General features: G+C 69.4%; 20 protein-coding genes. 13 read left to right on the top strand and 7 right to left on the bottom strand.

The window, feature by feature from the left end; genetic code table 11:
- Nucleotides 1-52 precede the first annotated feature (52 nt).
- The 3 genes from Aco03nite_RS27905 to Aco03nite_RS27895 form a co-directional block, all read right to left on the bottom strand.
- Nucleotides 53-3,382 carry an NACHT domain-containing protein gene (locus Aco03nite_RS27905; RefSeq protein WP_239145485.1) on the bottom strand — a complete coding sequence of 1,110 codons (3,330 nt, stop codon included), beginning with the start codon at nt 3,380-3,382 and terminating at the stop codon, nt 53-55.
- Between the two features lie 422 nt (nt 3,383-3,804).
- Complete coding sequence (locus Aco03nite_RS27900; RefSeq protein WP_203799700.1) at nt 3,805-4,842, bottom strand: LLM class F420-dependent oxidoreductase; 1,038 nt, start codon at nt 4,840-4,842, stop codon at nt 3,805-3,807.
- A 246-nt stretch (nt 4,843-5,088) separates the two neighbouring features.
- The gene (locus tag Aco03nite_RS27895) at nt 5,089-6,168 is read right to left on the bottom strand and encodes a Zn-dependent alcohol dehydrogenase (RefSeq protein WP_203799698.1); all 1,080 of its coding nucleotides are present in this window, start codon (nt 6,166-6,168) and stop codon (nt 5,089-5,091) included.
- A 90-nt stretch (nt 6,169-6,258) separates the two neighbouring features.
- Between Aco03nite_RS27895 and Aco03nite_RS27890 the strand changes: the two genes are divergently transcribed.
- The 5 genes from Aco03nite_RS27890 to Aco03nite_RS27870 all read left to right on the top strand — a co-directional run bounded on the left by Aco03nite_RS27890 (nt 6,259) and on the right by Aco03nite_RS27870 (nt 10,155).
- A complete protein-coding gene (locus Aco03nite_RS27890) occupies nt 6,259-6,867 on the top strand; it encodes a TetR/AcrR family transcriptional regulator (RefSeq protein WP_203799696.1) in 609 nt (202 codons plus the stop codon).
- 174 nt (nt 6,868-7,041) lie between these two features.
- Nucleotides 7,042-7,803 (top strand): glucose 1-dehydrogenase, encoded by a 762-nt coding sequence (locus Aco03nite_RS27885; RefSeq protein WP_203799694.1) that lies wholly within the window; start codon nt 7,042-7,044, stop codon nt 7,801-7,803.
- Between the two features lie 121 nt (nt 7,804-7,924).
- Nucleotides 7,925-8,851 (top strand): SDR family NAD(P)-dependent oxidoreductase, encoded by a 927-nt coding sequence (locus Aco03nite_RS27880; protein ID WP_239145493.1) that lies wholly within the window; start codon nt 7,925-7,927, stop codon nt 8,849-8,851.
- A 140-nt stretch (nt 8,852-8,991) separates the two neighbouring features.
- Entirely contained in the window at nt 8,992-9,444 is a 453-nt protein-coding gene (locus Aco03nite_RS27875) for a pyridoxamine 5'-phosphate oxidase family protein (protein WP_373872641.1), read from the top strand.
- Between the two features lie 111 nt (nt 9,445-9,555).
- A complete protein-coding gene (locus Aco03nite_RS27870) occupies nt 9,556-10,155 on the top strand; it encodes a TetR/AcrR family transcriptional regulator (protein ID WP_203799690.1) in 600 nt (199 codons plus the stop codon).
- A 31-nt stretch (nt 10,156-10,186) separates the two neighbouring features.
- Here the strand turns inward: Aco03nite_RS27870 and Aco03nite_RS27865 are convergent, their stop codons facing one another.
- The 3 genes from Aco03nite_RS27865 to Aco03nite_RS27855 all read right to left on the bottom strand — a co-directional run bounded on the left by Aco03nite_RS27865 (nt 10,187) and on the right by Aco03nite_RS27855 (nt 13,760).
- Complete coding sequence (locus Aco03nite_RS27865; RefSeq protein ID WP_239145484.1) at nt 10,187-11,212, bottom strand: MBL fold metallo-hydrolase; 1,026 nt, start codon at nt 11,210-11,212, stop codon at nt 10,187-10,189.
- Nucleotides 11,213-11,450: 238 nt separating this feature from the next.
- A complete protein-coding gene (locus Aco03nite_RS27860) occupies nt 11,451-12,959 on the bottom strand; it encodes an aldehyde dehydrogenase family protein (protein ID WP_203799688.1) in 1,509 nt (502 codons plus the stop codon).
- Nucleotides 12,960-12,995: 36 nt separating this feature from the next.
- A complete protein-coding gene (locus tag Aco03nite_RS27855; protein ID WP_203799686.1) occupies nt 12,996-13,760 on the bottom strand; it encodes an SDR family oxidoreductase in 765 nt (254 codons plus the stop codon).
- Between the two features lie 49 nt (nt 13,761-13,809).
- Between Aco03nite_RS27855 and Aco03nite_RS27850 the strand changes: the two genes are divergently transcribed.
- The 4 genes from Aco03nite_RS27850 to Aco03nite_RS27835 are packed head-to-tail and all read left to right on the top strand — an operon-like array spanning nt 13,810 to nt 17,106.
- The gene (locus Aco03nite_RS27850; RefSeq protein WP_203799683.1) at nt 13,810-14,547 is read left to right on the top strand and encodes an enoyl-CoA hydratase family protein; all 738 of its coding nucleotides are present in this window, start codon (nt 13,810-13,812) and stop codon (nt 14,545-14,547) included.
- Complete coding sequence (locus tag Aco03nite_RS27845) at nt 14,544-15,371, top strand: CoA transferase subunit A (protein WP_275415912.1); 828 nt, start codon at nt 14,544-14,546, stop codon at nt 15,369-15,371. The genes Aco03nite_RS27850 and Aco03nite_RS27845 overlap by 4 nt, the downstream gene beginning before the upstream one ends.
- Nucleotides 15,368-16,060, top strand: a complete 693-nt coding sequence (locus Aco03nite_RS27840) for a CoA-transferase subunit beta (RefSeq protein WP_203799680.1) — start codon at nt 15,368-15,370, stop codon at nt 16,058-16,060. The genes Aco03nite_RS27845 and Aco03nite_RS27840 overlap by 4 nt, the downstream gene beginning before the upstream one ends.
- A gap of 53 nt (nt 16,061-16,113) precedes the next feature.
- Nucleotides 16,114-17,106: an NAD(P)H-dependent flavin oxidoreductase gene (locus Aco03nite_RS27835; RefSeq protein ID WP_239145492.1), complete on the top strand. Its 993-nt coding sequence runs from the start codon at nt 16,114-16,116 to the stop codon at nt 17,104-17,106.
- Here Aco03nite_RS27835 and Aco03nite_RS27830 read toward each other — a convergent pair.
- Nucleotides 17,090-18,277, bottom strand: a complete 1,188-nt coding sequence (locus tag Aco03nite_RS27830; protein ID WP_203799675.1) for an acetyl-CoA C-acetyltransferase — start codon at nt 18,275-18,277, stop codon at nt 17,090-17,092. The genes Aco03nite_RS27835 and Aco03nite_RS27830 overlap by 17 nt on opposite strands.
- Between Aco03nite_RS27830 and Aco03nite_RS27825 the strand changes: the two genes are divergently transcribed.
- The 4 genes from Aco03nite_RS27825 to Aco03nite_RS27810 all read left to right on the top strand — a co-directional run bounded on the left by Aco03nite_RS27825 (nt 18,276) and on the right by Aco03nite_RS27810 (nt 21,670).
- A complete protein-coding gene (locus Aco03nite_RS27825; RefSeq protein ID WP_203799673.1) occupies nt 18,276-19,373 on the top strand; it encodes an acyl-CoA dehydrogenase family protein in 1,098 nt (365 codons plus the stop codon). The two genes, Aco03nite_RS27830 and Aco03nite_RS27825, sit on opposite strands and share 2 nt — an antisense overlap.
- A gap of 9 nt (nt 19,374-19,382) precedes the next feature.
- On the top strand, nt 19,383-20,144 hold the full coding sequence (locus Aco03nite_RS27820) for an acyl-CoA dehydrogenase family protein (protein ID WP_203799660.1): 762 nt from the start codon (nt 19,383-19,385) through the stop codon (nt 20,142-20,144).
- Nucleotides 20,141-21,010, top strand: coding sequence for a TIGR03619 family F420-dependent LLM class oxidoreductase (locus Aco03nite_RS27815; protein WP_239145483.1), 870 nt, complete (start codon nt 20,141-20,143; stop codon nt 21,008-21,010). The genes Aco03nite_RS27820 and Aco03nite_RS27815 overlap by 4 nt, the downstream gene beginning before the upstream one ends.
- Before the next feature lie 201 nt (nt 21,011-21,211).
- Nucleotides 21,212-21,670 carry a hypothetical protein gene (locus tag Aco03nite_RS27810; RefSeq protein ID WP_203799645.1) on the top strand — a complete coding sequence of 153 codons (459 nt, stop codon included), beginning with the start codon at nt 21,212-21,214 and terminating at the stop codon, nt 21,668-21,670.
- Nucleotides 21,671-21,771 lie beyond the last annotated feature (101 nt).

Genomic DNA, 21,771 nt, shown 5'->3' with positions numbered 1-21,771 from the left:
AGCGCTCCAGATATCCCCAAAAGTTCATATACCGGGCACCGTCACGGCCTCCTCAGCCATCAGCACCCGTCCCCCGCACGGCGCCCTCCCCCATCCCCGAACGTCGGGGGAGGGCGCCACCCCCGGCTTCGAGCCGGGGCAGCAGGCGTTCCATGGCCCGCCCGTCCATCAGCGGAAGCACGCTGAGCAGTCGTTGACAGGTCTCCGGCGTCAGGACCGCTGGGTTCCGCACCAGGAAACCCGTCACGAAATCGCGAAATTCGTGATCCTCGGTGCCCGGCGCCGCCTGCTGCGCACGAGCAAGACATTCGAGGAGTACGGGGGACAGCTTCAGGTTCATGTGCCCCGACCTGAACCACCTCACGAGATCGGTGGACTTGAACCGATGGGCGTCGAAAGTGAGGGCCCGCAGGATCCCGCTCTGACACTCTTCGATGTCCAGCCATTCGCATTCCCGGAAAGCGTGGAAGACCCGTTCATAGGCACGGAACAGTTCGTCCGTGTCCGAGCGGTCCATGAGAAGCACCCGGAGCACGCTGTGGGCGATCGACGCGAAATCGCCGGTGCCGTGCTCGACGAGGGTGGACATCGCCGGCCAGGTGAGGGCGTCCAGAACCGGCTCGGCATGGTGGCGCAGGATGTCGTCGCTGACCGTTCCGGACAGCGTCATCGAGGTGACGGCCGAGATGAGCGGGAAATTCTCGCTGAAGTCGTCGACCACTCCGCCGGACTGCTGGGCCCGCTCCGGCGGGATCCGGTGCGACCACAGCGGATCGTCCTTTCCCACCGTCACCTCCTCGACGAATTCGAGGACCATGTCGCGGCGGCCGTCGTCGGCCCAGCCCCGGGTCACCTGCAGCGATTTCAGGGCGTCGAGCCACATTCCGCCGGGGATCGCGCCGCGCCACTGCAGGGCCGAGTCGCGTAACCACTCGGCCGGGTCCTTCGCGTGCCGGAACAGCTCCGATGCCCGGACCCGCCCTCCGCAGGACAGGGTCAGCAGGAGCAGGTTGAAGGAGTACGTGGCCATCCAGTGGTCGGTGCGCTTGTCGATCGGCTGGTACCTGCGCGGGGTCCACGTCGGACGGGTCACCGCCACCCGCAGTTGCTCTACCAGCCACTGGCGCACTTCGGCCGGCTTCTCGTGCACGTCGGCCTGCTCCTCGTGCACGTCGGCCTGCTCCTCGTGCACGTCGGCCAGTTCCTCGCGCTCTTCGGCCGGCTCCTCCCGAGGAAGGAGACTCGTCACGAACTGGAGGACGGTGTTGCGGGCGCACAGGGGCGTGTACCCGAGCAGTGACCGCAACAGATCAGCGTCGTCGCGGGCGCCGATGCCGAGGGAGCGCACCCGGGACAGCGCGTGGGCCTCGCGAACCGCCTGCACCACGAGGCGGGCCACCAGGTACTCACCGAACGTCGCGTGCAGGAACTCGTACGTCCGCAATGTCTGATCGTCTTGCCTGGCCTGGGTGCGCTGGATGAAGAAGAAGCGGCCGACCATCTCCTCGCCCGCCGTGAACGGGCGCTGGAAACCGGCGGTGCGCGATGTGCCGGACGGGGTGAGGCCCAAGCCGGTGAGGTCGGCGTCGAGCTCGGCGGCGGTGGCCCAGAGGCGCAGGCGGTGGAACATCGCGAACGCCACCACCGACAGTCGCAGCAGTTCCTCGTCGATGAGTGTGGCGCGGTCGGGTTCGGGCAGGTGGTCGCCGTGTACCCGGGACACCTCGCGGCCGGCGAAGTCGTGCAGCAGCCGTTCGTAGAGCCGGCCGGTGTCGAACTCCTCGGCGGTCTGCAGCGCGTTGGCGCCGGCGTCGTAGAGCGCGAGCATCAACAGCAGGAGCGGCTGGGTGGCCAGATCCGGGAAACGGTCGGTGACGTCGCGGGTCAGGGGGCGGCGGCCGGTGTGTTCCCAGTAGGCGGCGTTGACGGTGGTCCAGATGTCGAGCCAGCGGTCCACCTGCGACGGCGCGAACGGTTCCAGCCGGACCGCGATGCCGCCGGCGGGAAGCCGCGCCCGGTCGGCGACCGCGACCCGGCTGGTGACGATCACCGCGACCGGGCGGCCGAGGCGGGCCTCGCGCTGCTGGAACTTCGCCACCTGCTCCAGATAACCGGACTGGTGCACGCCCGTGGCCTGCAGCAACTCGTCGAGACCGTCGAGCAGGATGACGGGCATCGCCCCGTCGGCGGTCGCGGCCAGGTCGGCCCAGGCGACCGTCTCGCCCAGGGTGCCGCGCAGCGCCTGCTCGATCTGGTCCTGGACCTCGCTCTCAGCCCGGACCTCCCGCAACGCCACCCGGACCACCAGGTAGTCGGCGGCCGGCAGCCGGGCGGCCAGAATGCGGGTCAGCGACGACTTGCCGCCACCGGGCTGGCCGAGCAGCAACAACGGCACCTTCGCGGCCTGCGGGGTGGTCAGGTGGACGGCGAGGAACTCGTCGAAGTCCGCGCGGACGTCGGCCTCGCTCCACCAGCCCTCGTCGGCCGGCCGGGTGCCGGGGCCGCCGGGCCGGGCCCGGAAGCACGGGTCCAGGTAGGCGCGCCCGAGACTGGGCATGACCAGGTCACCGGCGTCGCCGCCGAGGATCGGTTCGTCCAGCTCGTGCCGGTAGACGGCGGCCAGTCCCGCCCGGTGCCGCCCCGGATCACGCTGGGAGGTGGCGCGCAGCAGCATCGCCTCGAGACGCTCCATGCCCCGGGATGCCGCCCGGGACTCGGTCTGTGTCATCCAGATCGCGAACTCCGGAATGTCCACGGCCAGCCGGCGGGCCACCTCTTCGTACCGGTTCCGGGCCGCCGCCGGCAGCACCTCGGTCAGCACGTCCCGGACCGCCCGGCGCGCCCGATCGTCGGCGTCGTCCCAGGCGGACAGTCCGGGCAGGTGTTTGATCAGGGTCTCGGACAGCGCCTCGAACCACTCGGTCAGCGTCCGCAGGAGCCGGTCGAAGGTCAGATCCGGCGACGGCCCCGGGACGGGGGCGTCGAGCAGGCGGCTCTGCCAGGACCCTTCGGCACGTGCGGTCGCCACGAGCAGCAACTGGTCGTCCCGGCTGAACTCCGGCGACCGCATCCCACTCCCGTCGAGGCAGTCCCCGAACACGTCGAAGAACGACGACACGACCAGAACCGCATGCGCGGCGTGCAGACGTTCGCTGCGGTGGTAACGCCCCTGCCCACGAACCAGATCGGTGACCTTCTCAGCAACTTGGTACCCGATCCGGGAGGCTTCCCCCTTGGCGTCGAAGAGGCTGAGCGCCATCTCACTGCCACCACCCGTCCCGACCAGGAGCACACTCCCCACCAGGTTGTCCGCGAACTTCATGCCCGCCCCAGCCCCACCAAGCAACTTGACGGCATCGGAGTACTTCAGCCCCTGACTCACGAGGCAACTATATGGACGCCCGTCACCCCCACTCCACCATCAACAACTCAGCCACCAGCCCGTTCTCCACCCACACCCGAGCCTTGCCTGGCCCCGCCGCACCCCACCCTGTCCCGCCTCCCGGCACCCAGTCCCTCCGCATCCCGCTTCTGTTCCGCCTCACCGCGCCACATCCCGCCGCATCCCCGCTCTGTCCCGCCTCACCGCGCCACATCCCGTCGCGCCCTCTCGGCCGCGCCCTGTTTAGCTGTGCCCAGCCCCGCCGTACTCCACCTGCCGTGCCCCACCTGCCCTGTTCCACCTCGCCGCACTCCGCCTGCCGTGTCCACCTCGCCGTGCCAGGCCCACCTCGCCGTACCCCATCTGCTGTGTGCCCCACCACGCCGTGCCGGCCCCGTCTCGCCTCGCGTCCGGCTGATCATCTAGAGCTTTCCGAGCAGTTCGCGGAGTGCGGCGACATCCTTGACCCGTTCGGCGCGGGTGGCAGCCAGCGGGGAAGCCAGCAAGGTCGTCACTCCGGCGGCGGCGAAGTCGTCCAGGCGGTGCCGGATCGTGTCGACCGTGCCGACCAGGGAGGTGGCCGTGACGAGGTCGTCGGGGACGGCGGCTGTCGCCTCGGCCCGGCGCCCCGACAGGAACAGGTCCTGCACTCGGGTGGCCTCCTCGGCGTACCCGTACCGACGCACCAGATCGTTGGAGAAGTTTCGGCCTTTGGCCCCCATGCCTCCCAGATAGAGCGCCAACTGCGCCCGATGCCGTCCCAGCAGTACGGGAGTAGGTTCACCGACGGCAAAGGGCACGGGAACACTGACGTCGAGCGGACCCAGCCCCGGATCACGGCGGGACCGCCCGTCGGCCAGGGCATCACCGAAGACCCGGCCGGCGGAACGCGGATCAAGCCACAGCGCCTGCCACCCCTCGGCGATCTCAGCGGCCAGGGCGACGTTGCGAGGCCCCATAGCGGCCAGCAGGATCGGGATCCGCGACCGCGTCGGACGGTTGATGATCTTCAGAGGCTTGGCATAGTCACCAGGCAGCGGAATCGTGTAGTGATCACCGTCGAAGGCCAACGTCTCCCGGCGCCAGACTCGGCGACAGATCTCAGCGGTCTCCCGGGTCCGGGCGAGCGGAGCGTCGTACCGAACCCCGTGAAAGCCCTCGATGACCTGAGGCCCGGAGGCACCGAGCCCTAGGTTGAACCGCCCACCGGACACGTAGTCGAGCCCAGCCGCAGTCATCGCCAGCAACGTCGGCGTACGCGTGTAGAGCTGCATCACCCCGGACGCCAACTGCATCCCACGCGTGCGCGCCGCCAGAAACCCGAGCTGACTGACCGCGTCGAAGCTGTAGGCCTCAGGCACCACCACCAGCTCCGCCCCGGCCTCCTCGAACTCCACCACCTCATCAACCGAAGCGGCGAACCCCTCCCCGCTGTACCCGAGCTGAATCCCAAGCCGCATCAGCCGACCTCTTTCCGCTCCCGCCCGTCCCCAGCCGTCACCCACAACCCACCGCGCGTCCTACCGCCCGCCGTCCACCACCCGCCGCCCATCCCTCGGCGTCCAACGCGCGGCTGCCCACCGCCCGCCGTCCGCGACCCGGCGCGCGGCTACCCGCCACCCGCCGCCCATCGCCCGCCGCCCATCGCGCGGCTGCCCGCTGCCCGCTGCCCGCTGCCCGCTGCCCGCCGTGATTTTGCAGCCGGCTCAGTCGTGGATGATCACCTGGCGGATGACGTCCCCACTGCCCAAGGCGGCCAACGCGTCGCCGACCTGGTCAAGGCGGAGGCGGCGGCTGATCATGCCCTCGATGTCGAGCCGGCCGGCCCGCCAGAGCGCCAGCAGACGCGGGAAATCACGATGCGGCTCGGCCGATCCGTACAACGACGGCAGGATCCGTTTGCCCTCGAAGAGCAGCTCGAACGGGCTGAATTCGACCTGGTGCTCGGCCCGGCCCGCACCGACCACGATGACGCTGCCACCCCGGCGGCAAGCGGTCCACGCGGTGCGGAGCGTCTGCGGAACGGCCACCACGTCGAAAGCGTGGTCGAAGCCCTCCGGGACCACCTCCATCTGAAGATCGCTGAGTTCGTCAGGCCCGGCCGTGTGGGTGGCGCCGAACCGGCGGGTCGCGTCGTGCCGAGCCGGAACCGTGTCCACCGCGACGATCACGGCGGCTCCGGCGAGACGGGCGCCCTGGATCGCGGCGATGCCGACGCCACCACAGCCGATCACGACGACGGTGTCACCCGGTCGCACCTGCGCCGTGTTGATCACCGCGCCGACACCGGTGGTGACCCCACAGCCGACCAGCGCCGCCACCTCGTACGGAACATCCTCGTCGATCTTGACCGCACCGGCCCGGGGAACCACCATCTCCTGCGCGAAGGCCCCGCAGCCGGCCATCCCGAAGATCTGCTCGCCGCCGGCGGTGAACCGGGGGATCACGTAGCCCGCCATCACGTGTGTCATGCACAGGTAGGGCTCGTTGCGACGGCAATGGGTGCAGACACCGCAGGCGGGCAGCCAGTTGACCGCCACCCGGTCGCCGGGGCCCAGGTCGTCGACACCGTCGCCGACAGCGATGACGTCACCGGCTGCCTCGTGACCGAGGACCGCGGGCACCGGCTGCGGCAGACCGCCCTGGATCGCGGAGAGGTCGGAATGGCAGACACCGGAGGCGCGCACCCGTAGGTGCACCTCGCCGGGGCCCGGGCCGAGCACTTCGACGTCGTCGCGAAGGTCGAGTTTCTCTTCACCGATCGTGTGCAGAATCGCCGCGCGCATCCCGGCACCTCCTCAGGAATTAGAACACGTTCTAAACTAGTCATGAGGGCCGAACCAAGCAAGCGTTAGCTCAGGGGTCATAATCGGCCCGTGACCCAATCCCGAAGCCCGTCCGAACGGCGCACCCATCTCGTCCAGCTCGCCGGGGACCTCTTCGCCGAGAAGGGGTTCCGGGCCACCACGGTGCGCGAGATCGCGGACGCCGCCGGGATCCTCTCCGGCAGCCTCTACCACCACTTCGACTCCAAGGAGTCGATCGGGGACGAGATCCTCAGCGCCTTCCTGGAGGACGTTCTCGCCGGTTACCGCGAGGCGGTCCGCTCGGCGCCCGGCCCGCGGGAGGCCATCGAACTGATCGTACGGTCCAGCAGCGCCACCCTGGGCCGGCACCGCGCCGCGCTCACGATGTTGCAGAACGACTGGAACTACTTCAGCGGCCAACCCCGGTTCGACTACCTGCGAACGGCCATGAAGGAGATCGAGCAGACCTGGATCGACCTGCTGGAGCGCGGCAAGGAGACAGGCGTCTTCCGGGCCGATCTCGACGCCCGCCTGGCGTACCGGCTGCTCCGCGACATTCTGTGGATGCCGGCGTCGCGGCCGTCGTCGACCTGGACCACCGAGGAGATCGTGGACGGGTTGCTGCGACTTCTCTTCGACGGGATCACGGCCTTCAACAATCGACAGCCTTCGGTCTAAGCTGCACCAAGCAAGCGTTTGGTTCGGCTTCGGCCGGGCGTGCTTGGACGTGCTGGGCCCGGGATTGCCGGATACGACGTGGCGGAGCTTCGGTGCGCTCCGCCCCGGTCGGCTCGGCTGTCGCCGGCTCGGTTTCCGTTGCTGGGGCTTCGATCGGTTCGGTCGGGAGGCGCGATGGGGCGGCTGGACGGCAAGGTTGCACTGATCACCGGTGGGGCGCGAGGCATGGGCAAGGCTCACGCCCGGCACTTCGCCGCGGAGGGTGCCCGGGTGGTGATCAGCGACGTACTCGACGAGAAGGGCCGATCGGTCGCCGACGAGATCGGCACGGACCGCTGCAAGTTCGTTCATCATGATGTGACCAGCTCCGATGACTGGGCGCTTGCTGTGGACATGGCTCTCTCCTCCTTCGGGCGCCTGGACGTACTCGTCAACAACGCCGGCATCCTGCGGCACGCTCCGGTCGCCGAGATGGATCCCGGCGAGTTCCGTCAGGTCATCGAGGTCAACCTCGTCGGCACCTGGCTCGGCATCCGCCAGGTCGTCGCACCGATGACCGCGGGTGGTGGCGGCTCGATCGTCAACATCTCGTCGATCGAGGGCTTCGCCGGGGCGTCCGGCCTGTCCGCCTACAGCGCCAGCAAGTTCGGCGTCCGAGGCCTGACCAGGTCAGCAGCTCAAGAACTCGGGCCGGCCGGCATCCGGGTCAATTCGGTCCACCCAGGTGGTGTGATGACGTCGATGGCCCTGGTCGCGGCACAGTCGATGACCGGTGTGGACCCGAGCGGGTTCCTGAAGTCGCTGCCGATCGCCCGCTTCGCCGAGCCGGTCGAGATCTCCCGGCTGGTCGCGTTCCTGGCCTCCGACGAATCGTCATACACCACCGGCGCCGAATTCCTGGCTGACGGCGGCCTCCTGAGTGGACCGGGATACTGACATGTCTCTGCCTCCTCCTGACACTCCCCGTTCATCCGGCTCCGCCTCCTCTCCCCTGTCTGCTTCCCCCGGTGTTCCCGACTCGCCGCCCGTCCCCGGCTCCCCCTCCTGGTCTCCCGTGCTGCACTCGGCCACGCCGCTCGCCGGGCGGGTTGCGATCGTCACCGGCGCCGGTCAAGGGCTGGGCGCGGCGGAGGCGTCAGCGCTGGCCGCGGCCGGCACCCACGTGGTCGTCAACGATCTCGCCGGGCCGGCTCTCGACGCGGTTGTCGAACAGATCCGGGCCACCGGCGGTTCGGTGGTGGCCTGCCCTGGCGACGTGGCCGACTGGCCGACCGGGGAAGCCCTGATCAAAACGGCGGTGGAGACATTCGGCGGGCTGGACGTGCTGGTCAACAACGCCGGGGTGCTCCGGGATCGCATGATCTTCTCGATGTCGGAACAGGAATGGGACACGGTCGTCCGCGTCCATCTGCGTGGTCACTTCGTCACCTCCCGGTTCGCGACCGCCTGGTGGCGGGATCGCAGCAAGGAGACCGGCGGCCCGGTCTACGCGCGGATCATCAACACGGCCTCCGAGGCTTTTCTTCTCGGCTCCGCCGGGCAACCCAATTACGCGGCGGCCAAAGGAGGGATCGTCTCCCTCACCCTGGCCACGGCCCGGGGTTGCCTCAAACATGGGGTACGGGTGAACGCCATCTGCCCACGCGCCCGCACCGCCATGACCGGCGAGCTGATGGGCCCCGCGCCCGACGGTCTGGATCCGCTGTCTCCCGACCGGGTCACGCCACTGGTCGTGCACCTGGCCGGGCCGGCCGGCGCCCTGATCACCGGAGAGATCTTCGTCGTGCACGGTGACGTGGTGGCGCTGATGGGGCCGCCGACCGTGCGGGCCGTCTTCCATGCGGCCGCCGGCCACTGGACGGACCTGGAACTCGACGCTGCTCTGAGCACTGTTTTCACCTCTGATCCCCCACGACCGGGATTCGTCTGCGAGGAGACGATCCCGCTGGCCGAGTCCACTTTCGGCGAGTCCCCTTCACCGTAGTTTCGTCGTCGCCGCGGCACAGTGGGGCAGACCGATCAATTGCTGGTACGGCTACCCGTACCAGCAAGAGGTGGCTACCCCCATCGCCGAAGGACCCCGGAGCGACAACACTCGAGACACGGCAACGAACGGAGGGCACGGTGAAGCAACGAGAGACGGTCACCATGGCCGACGACGAGATCGAGTCGCTGCTGGGTCACACGAGGAAGGTGCAGATAGCGACGATCAACCCGGACGGGACACCCCACCTGGTGACCATGTTCTTCGGGGTGACGGGCGGGCGGATCGCGTTCTGGACCTATCGCACGTCGCAGAAGGCCCGGAATCTGGCCCGTGACCCCCGGCTGACCTGCCTGGTCGAGGACGGGGAGGACTACTTCGAGCTCCGCGGCGTGCAGGTGGGCGGCATCGTGCAGCCGATCGACGACCTGCCAGGCGTCACCGGCGTCGGCAAGCTGATCGCCGCCCGGATGCCGGACGTCCCACCGGATGCCTTGGACGCCTACGTCGCGCACACGGCCCGGAAACGCATCGCCTACGTGGTCGACCCGGTCCGCATCGCCAGTTGGGACCACCGCAAGCTACTGACCTGACAGCGCTCGGACCGCGAGATGGTCCGGGAGAGCAGCGGTCCGGAGGTGTAGCGATCGAAGAGTGCATCCGCCCTAGACTGAGCGCCGACCGGTCGATCAACTGGAGGATTCGTGGCTGCTTCGCCCGCGGGCCGGCCTCGTGATCCCGAGGTTGACGCGCGGATCACGCGGGCGGCGGCCGAGGTGTTCGGCGCTGAGGGCTGGGCGCGGTTCTCGGTGGACGCGGTGGCCCGTAAGGCCGGAGTCGGGAAAGCCTCAATCTATCTGCGGTGGCCCAACAAAGAGGCGCTGCTGGAGGCGCTGTTCGCGTCCCGGCTGTCCGGGGTGCGGGACATCGACACCGGAACCCTGCGGGAGGACCTGGTGGCGTTGGCGCGGCAGGTGTTGCACGCGTTTCTGGACGAGGCGGGTGGGTCGGTACTGCGCTTGATGCTCGAGGTGGAGAGCATTCCATCGGGGCAGGAGCACCTGGATCGGTTCCTGCAGTCGCAGGCGACCGCGGCGCGGGCGATCGTGCACCGGGGCATCGACCGGGGCGAGCTCCGGAAGGACACCAGCGTGACCCTGCTGCTGGACACGATCAGCGGCGGGGCTCTGAACCACGCGCTGGTCGCCCCGGCCAGGTTGCGGGCTGAGGTGGCCAGGAGAGCGGATCGCTACGCCGAGGAGCTGGTCGACTTCGTGCTGGCCTCGGTGGCGACCGCCGAGTAGCCAGGCGGGCTGCGGGCTGCGGGCTGCGGGGTCAGTTGAGCAGGAGGCGCTGGGTGCCGTCGGCGGATTGTTTGCGGGTCAGGGTTCCGGCTTTCAGCAGGAGTTCCACGTGGGCGGCGGTTTCGGCTACCGCGGCCACCTTCATCGGGCCGATCTCGGGCCAGGGCCGCGACCAGCTCAGGGCCGCGGCGAGCTGCCAGATGCCGGGGTCGCCCAACTGCTCGACGATGCTGACGATCTCGGCACAGCGGTCCCGGTGATGGGTAGTCAGTTCAGCGGCGCGGGCGGCGATGCCGTGGAAACGGTATTCGTGGCCCGGCAGGGCCTCGTGGTCGTCGTAGACGGTCACCTTCTCCAGTGACTGGAGGTAATCGCCCAGCGGGTCGCCGCCGCTGAGCTGGAGGCCGATGTTGGGGCTGATCCGGGGCAGCACGTGGTCGCCGGTCAGCAGCGCTCGGGAGTCGGCGTCGAGGAGGCAGATGTGACCGGGAGTGTGGCCGGGAGTCCAGATCGCCTGGATACGACGGCCGGTCAGTGGGATCAGGTCGCCGTCCTCGAGCATCAGGTCGGGGTCGGCCAACGGGGCGAAGTGCTGGTCGACGGCTGTTCCGAACGTACCCACAAGGTTGTCGATCTCGGTTTCCGGCACGTGGAGATCGCGCAGCCAGCCACCGAGGGCCACGGCCGGCGCGGTGTCCCGGTCGCGCAGCATCGTGTCGTGTTCGGCGGGGTGCATCGCGACCCAGGCTCCGGAGGCGCCGCGGAGCCGGGCGGTCAACCCGTGGTGGTCCGGGTGCACGTGAGTGAGCACCACACCGATGACGTCGGCGGTGGTGGCGCCGGCCTCGGTCAGGCCGGCAAGCAGAGCGGTCCAGCCGGCCTCGCTGTCCCAGCCGGGATCGACCACGACCAGCCCGTCGTCGCCGGGGATCAGGTAACACAGCGTGTACCGCAACGGATTGTTCGGGATAGGCACCGGGACGGATACCAGCCCACCGGCGAGCTTCTCCACCGGCGGCAGCACCCTGGCCCGCCAGGCGGCCTGCTGAGCGTTCATCCCCGAGCCCCTTTCCTAGACGAAACTCGTCTAGGAAAGCGACCATAGCCTGATCATCCGTCGTTCAGCAATCACCCACCAGGCCCGCCCGGCCCGGCACCGCCCCACAAGGCGGGAGGCGGGCTGCGGGAGGCGGGCTGCGGGAGGCGGGCTGCGGGCTGCGGGCTGCGGGCTGCGGGCTGCGGGCTGCGGGCTGCGGGCTGCGGGCTGCGGGTAAGCCTGACCGACCGGGTCGCGGCTACATCATCTCGTCGGTTGTCGGGATCAGGACTGTTTTCAGTTCGGTGTAGGCCTCGATGGAGGATCGGCCGCCCTCCCGGTTCAGGCCGGACTGGCCGTAACCGCCGAAGGCCACGTGCGGCTCGAGTTGGTAACCGTTGACACCGACCGTTCCCGCGCGCAGGGCCTTGGTCATGCGGAAGGCACGCCGCACGTCCGAGGTCCACACCGTGGCGGCCAGACCGTACGACGTGTCGTTGGCCAGGCGGATCGCCTCCTCCTCGTCGCTGAACGGGATCACCGCCAGGACCGGGCCGAAGATCTCCTCGCGCGCGATGGTCGCGTCGTTGGAGACGTCGGCGAAAACGGTGGGCTGCACGAAGTTCCCGGCCGCCAGCTCGCCGTCGGGACGGTCGCCGCCGACCACCAGGCGGGCACCCTCGGTCCGGCCGGACTCGATGTAACCGAGAACCCGGGCCAGCTGGCGCTCGTTGATCAGCGGCGACGCGGTGGTCTCGGGGTGGAACGGGTCGCCGTAGTTGACCAGCGCGGCCATGGCTTCGACGATGGCCAGGAAGTCGTCGTAGACCTCCCGCTGGACCAGCGCCCGGGTGTGCGCGACACATGCCTGCCCGGACAACCCCATGGTCACCGTGCCCATGGTCGTGGTGGCCGCCGCGTAGACGTCGGCGTCGGAGAAGACCACCGACGGGCTCTTGCCGCCGAGTTCGAGGCTGGTGCGCTTGACGCCGTTGGCAGCGGCGGCGAGGACCTTGCGGCCGACCCCACGACTCCCGGTGAACGTGATCTTGTCGATCAGCGGATGGTTGATGAGGGCGTCGCCGGTGGTCTCACCCGGCCCGGTGACCACGTTGAGCACACCCGGCGGCAGCCCCGCCTCCTCGATGATCCGAACCAGCCGCAGCACCGAGAACGTGGCGAACTCGGAGGGTTTGAGCACGACGGTGCACCCGGCCGCGAACGCGGGGGCGAGTTTCTGCGCGGCGAGCAGCAGCGGCCCGTTCCACGGGATGACCGCGGCGACCGCCCCGACGGGTTCACGCAGGGTGAGCACCATGTGGTCGCCGCCCTGATAACCGGGCAGGGTCTCGCCGCCGAGCTTGTCGACCCAGCCGGCGTGGTGTTCGAAGATGTCGGCGACACATTCGACGGACATCGCGTAGGTCTCGCCAAAACTGACCGGCACCCCGTTGTCCAGCGCGATCAGGGTCTGCAACTCGTCGGCGTGTTCGCGGATGCCGTCGGCGATGCGCCGCAGCACCCGGATCCGTTCCTTGGCGCGGGCCCGCGGCCAGGGCCCGTCGTCGAAGGCGGCGCGGGCGCTGCGGACGGCGGCGTCCACGTCGGCCGTCCCGGCGATGGCGAACGTGCCGACCTCCTCGGCGGTGGCCGGGTGGTGGTGGGTCCAGAGGTCGCCGTCGGCGGACGGGCGCCACCGGCCGTCGATCAGCAGTTCTCCGGCGCTCAGGCCGGCCTCGTCGCGTTTCGTCTTGATCGAGAGCACCATGCCGAGCCTCCGAACGCCGCAATTCTGCAACAGGTTCTATTTCCCGGCACGGTACGCCGTGTCCCGGAGGTCCGCCAGGTACGCGGGCCACTCGCCACCGCCGTGCACGGCCAGCGAGGCGCCGCTGATGTATCCGGCGAGCGGCGAGGCGAGCAGCAGGCAGGCGCTGGCGACCTCGTCGGCACCCGCGCCCCGGCCCATCGGGACGGTGCGGCCGATCGTGGAAACCGCACCGGGCGCGGGCACGTCCGGCGAGTCCCCGACCGGGCCGACGACCAGGTTGTTCACCCGCACCAGTGGGGCCCATTCGGCGGCCAGGCTGGTGGTCAGGTGGTGCAGACCGGCCTTGGCGGCGCCGTACGCGGCGGTTCCCGGCGAGGGGCGGGTGCCGCTGACACTGCCGATCATCAGGATGACCCCGCCGGTGGGCTGGGTGCACATCACCGCCCGGGCGGCCTGCGACACGTGCAGCGGCGCGATCAGATTCAGCTCGATGATCTTCTTGTGCAGGCGGGGCGAGGCGGTTCCGGCCGCTACCGACGGGCTGCCGCCGGCGTTGTTGATCAGGACGTCGAGCCTTCCGAAGCGCTCGACCGCCGATGCGACAAGCGCCGAGGCCTGTGCCGGATCCCGTACGTCAGCGGGAAAGAAGTCACCCGGTGGGACGGCAGACGGTGACGTGCGGGCGCACACCAGGACGTCGGCGCCCGCCGCGCGGAACGCTGAGGCGATGGCGGCGCCGATGCCGCGGGTGCCGCCGGTGACGACCACCGCCCGGCCCGCATAGTCCAGAGGGTTCATGCCGATCGATGCTACCCACCCAAGCAAGCGCTAGGTTAGCCTGACGCCCGTGGGCATTGAGCTGCAACGCGGCGAGATCGCCGAAGTGATCCTGGACTTCCCGCCGGTCAACGCGGTCCCGGCGGCCGGCTGGCACGCGATCGCCGAGGCGCTCGCTGTCGCCGGTTCCGAACCACAGACGCGGGCCGTCGTGCTCGCCGCCGAGGGCCGCGGCTTCTGCGCGGGCGTCGACATCAAGGAGATGCAACGCACATCAGGGCACGAGGCGCTTCTTGCAGCGAACCGTGGCTGTGCTGCGGCGTTCGCTGCGGTTTATGACTGCCCGGTGCCGGTGATCGCGGCGGTGCAGGGGTTCTGCCTGGGCGGCGGGGTCGGGCTGGTCGGTAACGCCGATCTGGTGGTGGCCTCGGACGACGCGACGTTCGGGCTGCCCGAGGTGGATCGCGGGGCGCTCGGCGCGGCCACCCACCTGGCCCGGCTGGTGCCGCACCAGCTGATGCGCACGATGGTCTACACGTGCCGCCCGGTGACCGCGTGGGAATTGCACCGGTTCGGGACGGTTCTGGAGGTGACGCCACCGGCCGGGCTGCGGAGGGCCGCACGACGGGTGGCGGAGGAGATCGCCGGAAAGGATCCGCTCGTCATCCGGCGGGCGAAGGAATCGCTCAACGGCATCGATCCGGTCGACGTGAAACGGTCCTACCGGTTCGAGCAGGGATTCACCTTCGAACTCAATCTGAACGGGGCCGGTGATCGGGGCCGCCGACGATTCCTGGAGGACCGGTGAACAAGCTCGTCAGCGTCGAGGACGCGGTCGCGGAGATCCGGGACGGAATGACGATCGGCATCGGCGGGTGGGGGTCGCGACGGAAACCGATGGCGGTGGTCCGCGCCGTTCTCCGATCCGGGCGCAAGAACCTGACCCTGGTCACGTACGGCGGACCGGACGTCGGTCTCCTGGTCGCGGCCGGAATCGTGCGCCGCGTCGTGACCGGTTTCGTCTCCCTGGACAGCATTCCCCTGGAGCCGCATTTCCGCCGGGCCAGAAGCGAAGGCACGATCCGATTGACCGAGTACGACGAGGGAATGCTCTACTGGGGACTCCTCGCCGCCGCCAACCGGCTGCCGTTCCTCCCGATCCGCGCCGGCCTCGGCTCGGACGTGATGCGGATCAATCCGGAACTACGGACGGTCCGTTCTCCGTACGCCGATGACACCGAGCTCGTGGCGATGCCCGCGATTCCCCTCGACGTCGCCTTCATCCACCTCAACCGTGCCGACACCGGCGGAAACGGCCGCTATCTGGGCCCCGATCCGTACTTCGACGACCTGTTCTGTCTGGCCGCGAAGCGCCGCTTCCTGTCGTGTGAACAGGTCGAGTCCACCGACGATCTGATGGCCGGCGGCCCGCCACAGACCCTGCTCGTCAACAGATCGATGGTCGACGGTGTCCTGCACACCCCGAACGGCGCCCATTTCACCAGTTGTGTGCCCGATTACGGGCGCGACGAGGCGTTCCAGCAGGAGTACGCCACCACCGATTGGGAGACGTTCCGGGCCCGTTATCTGGACGGCGGCGAAGCCGACTATCAGCTGGCGGTGAAGCGATGACCCGGGCCGAGACCTGCGTCGTGGCCTGCGCCGAGGCGTGGCGGGGCGACGGCGCGATCCTGGCGAGCTCCGCCGGCCTGATCCCACACCTGGGGGCGCGGCTGGCACAGGCCACGTTCGCGCCGGACCTGCTCGTCAGCGACGGCGAGGCCACCCTTCTGCGGGACGGGCGGGCCGAGGGCTGGCTGCCGTTCCGGTCGGTTTTCGCGACCGTCGCGGCCGGCGCCCGGCACGTGATGATGGGCGCGAGCCAGCTCGACCGGTTCGGCAATCAGAACATCTCCTGCGTCGGCCCCTGGGAGAAACCGACGTCGCAGCTCCTGTGTGTGCGTGGCGCTCCGGGAAACACCGTGAACCATCCGGTCAGCTACTGGATCCCCCGCCATTCCCCGCGGGTGTTCGTCGAAGCCGTCGACATGGTCTCCGGGGTGGGCCACGACCGGAACGCGCACGAGATCCGGGTGGTCGTCACCGATCTCGCGGTTCTGGACTTCGCCACCCCGGACCGTTCGATGCGGCTGCGATCCACCCATCCGGGAGTGACGGTCGACGATGTGGTGGCCGCCACCGGATTCGCGCTGACGATTCCGGACGACGTGCCGCCGACCCGGGAGCCCGACGACGAGGAACTGAAGCTGATCCGCGATCTGCTGGACCCCGCCGGCGCCCGGGAACGGGAGATCCGGTGAGGACCGCGCTCACCGAACTGCTCGGCTGCCGCCATCCGATCGTGCAGACCGGAATGGGATACGTCGCCGGGGCACGACTGGTCTCGGCGGTCGCCGAGGCGGGCGGATTCGGCATCGTCGCGTCCGCGACCATGACCCTGGACGAGCTGCGCGACACCGTTCACCGGGTCAAGGAGAGAACCTCACGACCATTCGGCGTCAACGTACGGTCGGACGCGCCCGACGCCGCCAGACGCATCGATCTGCTGATCCGGGAACGGGTGCGACTCGCGTCGTTCGCCCTGGCACCCTCCCACGATCTGATCCGCCGATGCGCCGACGGCGGAGTGTTGACGATGCCCTCGGTCGGGGCACGGCGGCATGCCGAGAAGGTGGCTGAATGGGGAGTCGATGCGGTTCTCGTCCAGGGCGGTGAGGGCGGCGGGCACACCGGGTCGGTTCCGACGACGATTCTGCTCCCCCAGGTGGTGGACACGGTCGGGATTCCGGTGGTGGCGGCCGGTGGCTTCTTCGACGGGCGGGGGCTCGTCGCCGCGCTCGCCTACGGCGCCGCCGGAATCGCGATGGGCACCCGGTTCCTGCTGACCGCGGAGAGCCCGGTCGGCGCCCGGGTCAAACAGCTCTATCTCGATGCCGGCGTGACCGGAACAATCGTCACCACGTCGGTGGACGGTATACCGCACCGGGTACTGCGAACGTCGTACATCAATGGTCTGGAAAGGTCGGGAACCGTCGGCGCGCTGCTCCGCTCGGCCCGGCACGCCGTCGCGTTCCGGCGTCTCGCCGGGCTCACCTGGCCACAACTCGTGCGGGCCGGGCGCAGCGCACGACACGGCCGGGAATTGACGTGGGCGCAGACCCTGATGGCGGCCGGCACACCGGTGCTGCTGCGGACCGCAATGGTCGACGGACGGCCGGAATTCGGGGTGATGTCGGCCGGTCAGGTCACCGGGCTGATCGACGATCTACCGTCCTGCGCCGAACTCATCGACCGCATCATGAAGGAGGCGTCCGAGGGCCTGGAACGGCTCACCACCGCTCGATGATCGTGACGTTGGCCTGGCCACCGCCCTCGCACATGGTCTGCAGGCCGTAACGCCCGCCGCAGCGTTCCAGCTCGTGCAGCATGCCGACCATCAGGCGCGCGCCGGTCGCGCCCAGCGGGTGTCCCAGCGCGATCGCGCCGCCGTTGACGTTCACCCGGGCCGGGTCCGCGCCGGTTTCCTTGAGCCAGGCCAGAACGACGCTGGCGAATGCCTCGTTGACCTCGAAACGGTCGATGTCGTCGATGGTCAGGCCGGTTCTCCGGAGCGCGTGCGCGGTGGCCGGAAGGGGCGCGGTGAGCATCAGGATCGGGTCGTCGCCACGTGCCGAGAGGTGATAGATCCGCGCCCGTGGGGTCAGACCGTGCACGCGGAGTGCGGTGTCGTTCGCGATCAGCAGTGCGGCAGCACCGTCGGCTATCTGGCTGGACATGGCGGCCGTCGTGACGCCGCCTTCCCGCAACGGTTGCAGCGCCGCCATCTTCTCGACGGTGGTGTCCCGGCGAGGGCATTCGTCGTCCTCGGCGCCGTGAATCTCCTGCCGGAAAAGACCGCCATCAATGGCGTCGGCGGCCCGGCGATGACTCTCCAGAGCGAATTCACGCATCTCGCCGGCGTCGATGGACCACCTGGCAGCAATGTCGTCGGCACTGCGAAACTGGTCGAGGACATCCGTCTCATACCGATTCATCCAGCCGTAGCTGCCCCGGTAGGGCCCGGACGGGTCCATCGCGCTCCCGATCGGCACCCGCGTCATGTTCTGCACGCCCCCGGCCACCACCAGGTCAGCGGTCCCGCTCATCACCGCCTGCGCCGCGAAATGCACCGCCTGCTGCGACGAACCGCACTGCCGGTCCACCGTCACGCCAGGAACGTGTTCTGGAAGTCCGGCCGTCAGCCAGGCCGTCCGGGCGATGTCACCGGACTGCGGGCCGAGCGTGTCGACACACCCGAGGATGACGTCGTCGACCGCCCCCGGATCGACACCGACCCGATCCACGAGCGCGTTGAGCACCCCGGCAGCCAGATCGGCGGGGTGCGTTGCCGCGTGCATGCCGTTGCGCCGGCCCACCGGAGTGCGCACGGCGCCGACCAGATAAGCCTCCACTGTTGACGCCCTCCCGCTTCCGCGTGATAGAACGTGTTCTAACTTACCGGGATCGGGGTGCGCCATGCACGTCGGATACACGCCCGAACAGGAGAAGCTGCGGGCGTCATTACGGGAGTACTTCGCCGCGCTGATGACACCGGCCCTACGTGCGGGTCTGGACAGTGGCGGCGGTGAATACGGGGATGGGACGGCGTACAAACAGATCGTCCGTCAATTGGGACGAGACGGCTGGCTGGCGATCGAAGGGCGCTCCCGCCTCGATCAGTTGATCTTCGCGGACGAAGCGGCGCTGGCCGGCGTCCCGGTGCCGTTCCTCACCCTCTACACCGTCGGCCCGACCATCGCCCGGCACGGATCACCGCAGCTCAAGGCCGACCTGCTGCCACGTATCGAGGCGGGCGAGGCGCACTTCTCGATCGGCTACTCCGAGCCCGAGGCCGGCACCGATCTCGCGGCGCTGCGCACCCGGGCGGTCCGCGACGGCGACTCCTGGGTGATCAACGGCCAGAAGATGTGGACCAGCCTGATCCAGTACGCCGACTACATCTGGCTCGCCTGCCGCACTGATCCTTCGCAGCCACGCCATAGAGGCCTGTCAATCCTGGTCGTACCCACCGACGCACCGGGCTTCTCGTGGACCCCGGTGCACACCGTCGCCGGGCCGTCGACCAGCGCCACCTACTACTCCGACGTGCGGGTGCCGGCATCCGCCCTGGTCGGCGCGGAGAACCAGGGCTGGCGGCTGATCACCGACCAGCTCAACCACGAACGTGTGGCGCTCACCTCGGCCGCGCCCCTGCAACGTGCCCTGCGCGAGGTCCGCGACTGGGCCGCGTCGACCGGCGCGATCGAACAGGAGTGGGTGCGCCTGCACCTGGCCCGGGTGCACGCCAAGACCGAGGCGCTGAAACTCTTCAACTGGCGCGCGTGCATCACCGACGGTACTCCCGCCGCGCCCCGGGCCTCCGCCGGAAAGGTCTACGGAACGGAACTGGCGATCGAGGCGTACCGCCTGCTCATGGAAGTGACCGGCACCGGGAACGCCCACATCGAGCGGATGTACCGCTCCGCCCTGATCCTCACTTTCGGTGGCGGCGCCAACGAAGCGCAGCGTGACATCATCGCGGCCGGAGCCCTCGGCCTCCCGGTCCGGAGATAGGGAACCGACATGGACTTCTCCTACTCGCCCGCCGCTACCGAGCTCGCCGGCATGACCCGTGACCTGGTCTCTTCCGGCCGCCCGCTGTGGCCGGCCCTGGCCGAGGCCGGAGTGCTGGCAGCGGCCCTCCCGAAACGTGCCGGCGGCGAGGACCACGGCTTGGCCGAACAGTGTGCGATCCTGATCGAACTCGGTCGTGCCGCCGCGTCCGTCCCCTACCTGCCATCGATCGTCGGCGCTGCCTCGGCGATCGCCCGGTTCGGCACCGACGAGCAGGTGGAAACGTTGGCGATCCCGGCCGGCCGGGGCGAGATGGTCCTCGGACCGGAAGTGCCACTCCCCGACACCGGCGCCGCCTGGATGAGAACACGCCTCACCGTCGGCGCCTGTGCGACACAACTCGGCATCACCGAGCGCGCCCTGGAGATGACCGCCGCCTACGCCCGGGACCGGGTCCAGTTCGGCCGCCCGATCGGCTCGTTCCAGGCCGTCGCCCAACGGCTCGCCGACGCGTGGATCGACGTGGAGGCGTTACGGCTGGCCGTGTGGCAGGCGGCCTGCCGGCCGGAACCCGCCGAGGTCGCGACAGCCGGATTCTGGGCCGCCGAAACCGGCCACCGGGTCCTGCACACCGCGGTCCACGTGCACGGCGGCGTCGGCATCGATCTCGAATACCCGTTGCACCGCTATTTCCTGGCCGCCGAGGACATCGAATTCCAGCTCGGTGGCGCCACCCGTCAACTGCTCGATCTGGCCGAGGTGCTGCCGTGAAATTCACCCTGGGAATCGCCCTGAGCCCGCTCGACCAACTGACCGCGCTGGCCCGCACCGCCGAGGAATGCGGTTTCGCCTCGATCGCACTGCCGGACTCACTGTTCTATTCCGAACACGTCTCCGCCTCCTATCCGTACACCCCCGACGGCAGCCGTTTCTGGAATGCCGACACCCCCTGGCCGGACCCGTTCGTCGCCGCCGCGGCGATGGGCGCGGTCACCTCCCGGATCCGCTTCTACACCCAGGTCCTCAAACTGGATCCACGGAACCCGCTGCTCCTGGCCCGGCAGATCGGATCGGTCGCGGTGATGACCGGGAACCGATTCGGCCTCGGGGTGGGCCTGGGCTGGTCACCGGAGGAATCCCACTGGTGCGGCACGCCGTTCCGCGACCGCGGTGTCCGCGCCGACGAATCCATCGACATCATCCGCCGGGTTCTGGCCGGCGGCATGGTCTCCTTCCACGGCAAGCACTTCTCCTTCGAGAAACTGCAGATGAGCCCGGCTCCGTCCGAACCGGTCCCGTTCTACATCGGTGGCCACACCGAACCGGCCCTGAACCGCGCCGCCCGCATCGGCGACGGCTGGTCCTCCGCGATGATCGGATTCGACGACCTCCGCGCCGTCATCACCCGACTCGCCGAACTCCGCGATTCATACGGCCGCGCGGAAACACCGTTCGAGATCCAGGCGGTCTGCATCGACCGCCCCGGCCTCGACGGCTTCCGCCGGCAGGCCGACATCGGCGTCACCGATGCCATCGTCGTCCCGTGGCGCCGATTCGACGCCCCGCTCCAAGAAAAACTCGACGCCCTGCACCGCTTCGCGGACAAATTCATCAACCCCTTTTCTGGTACGCCTTGAGGGCCCACAAACGCACTTGTCCGTCCCGCACCGTGCCGCTCACACCCCGACCGTCTCTCGGTCTAGGCGCTGCACCCATCCTCCTCCCTCACAAGCCGCAGCCGCCGAGTTATCCACAGCGGCCGTACCTCGACATCGCTCTGTCCACAGGCAACGAAAATCCGGAGCGGGCCGGCGTCCGGGCCGTTTACCGTCGGGCCCATGACAGATCTGAGGTTTCTCGCGGATGCACCGGCACCGGGCGTCGACCTGAGCCTGTTCGGCAGATTCACCGGCTCGTGGGCGCTCGACTGCACCGAGCACGCGGCGGACGGGTCCACCACCGTGCGGCGCGGAGAGTGGCACTTCGGCTATGCGCTGGGCGGTCACGCCACCACCGACGTCTGGATCCTGCCCGGCGTCGAGCACGGCGTGAGCATCCGTTTCCCCGACCCGTCCGCTGGTGAGGACGTGTGGCGCTCCACGTGGGTGGGGCCGGGCCGACGTCGCGTCCACACCTTCCTGGCGAGCGCAACCCCCGACGGCATCCGCCTCGACGGCGACACCCTCCGCTGGACGTTCTCCGACCTGACCCCCACGTCGTTCCGCTGGCGCAACGAGGCCCGGCGCGTCGGCGGCTGGCACCTGCAGCAGTCCTTCGAGGTCTGGCGGTCCCGGTGACCGCCACGTCGCGATTCCGAGGGACTGTCTCGGGCCGGGCCGCCGTCCACGCAGCCGCCCGTGCACAGCCGGGCCCGGTGACCGTCCGGGTCCGGCCGGGG

The sequence above is a fragment of the Actinoplanes couchii genome (genome assembly GCF_016862075.1).
GTDB lineage: Bacteria > Actinomycetota > Actinomycetes > Mycobacteriales > Micromonosporaceae > Actinoplanes > Actinoplanes couchii.
This window is presented reverse-complemented; position numbering and strand designations above follow the sequence as displayed.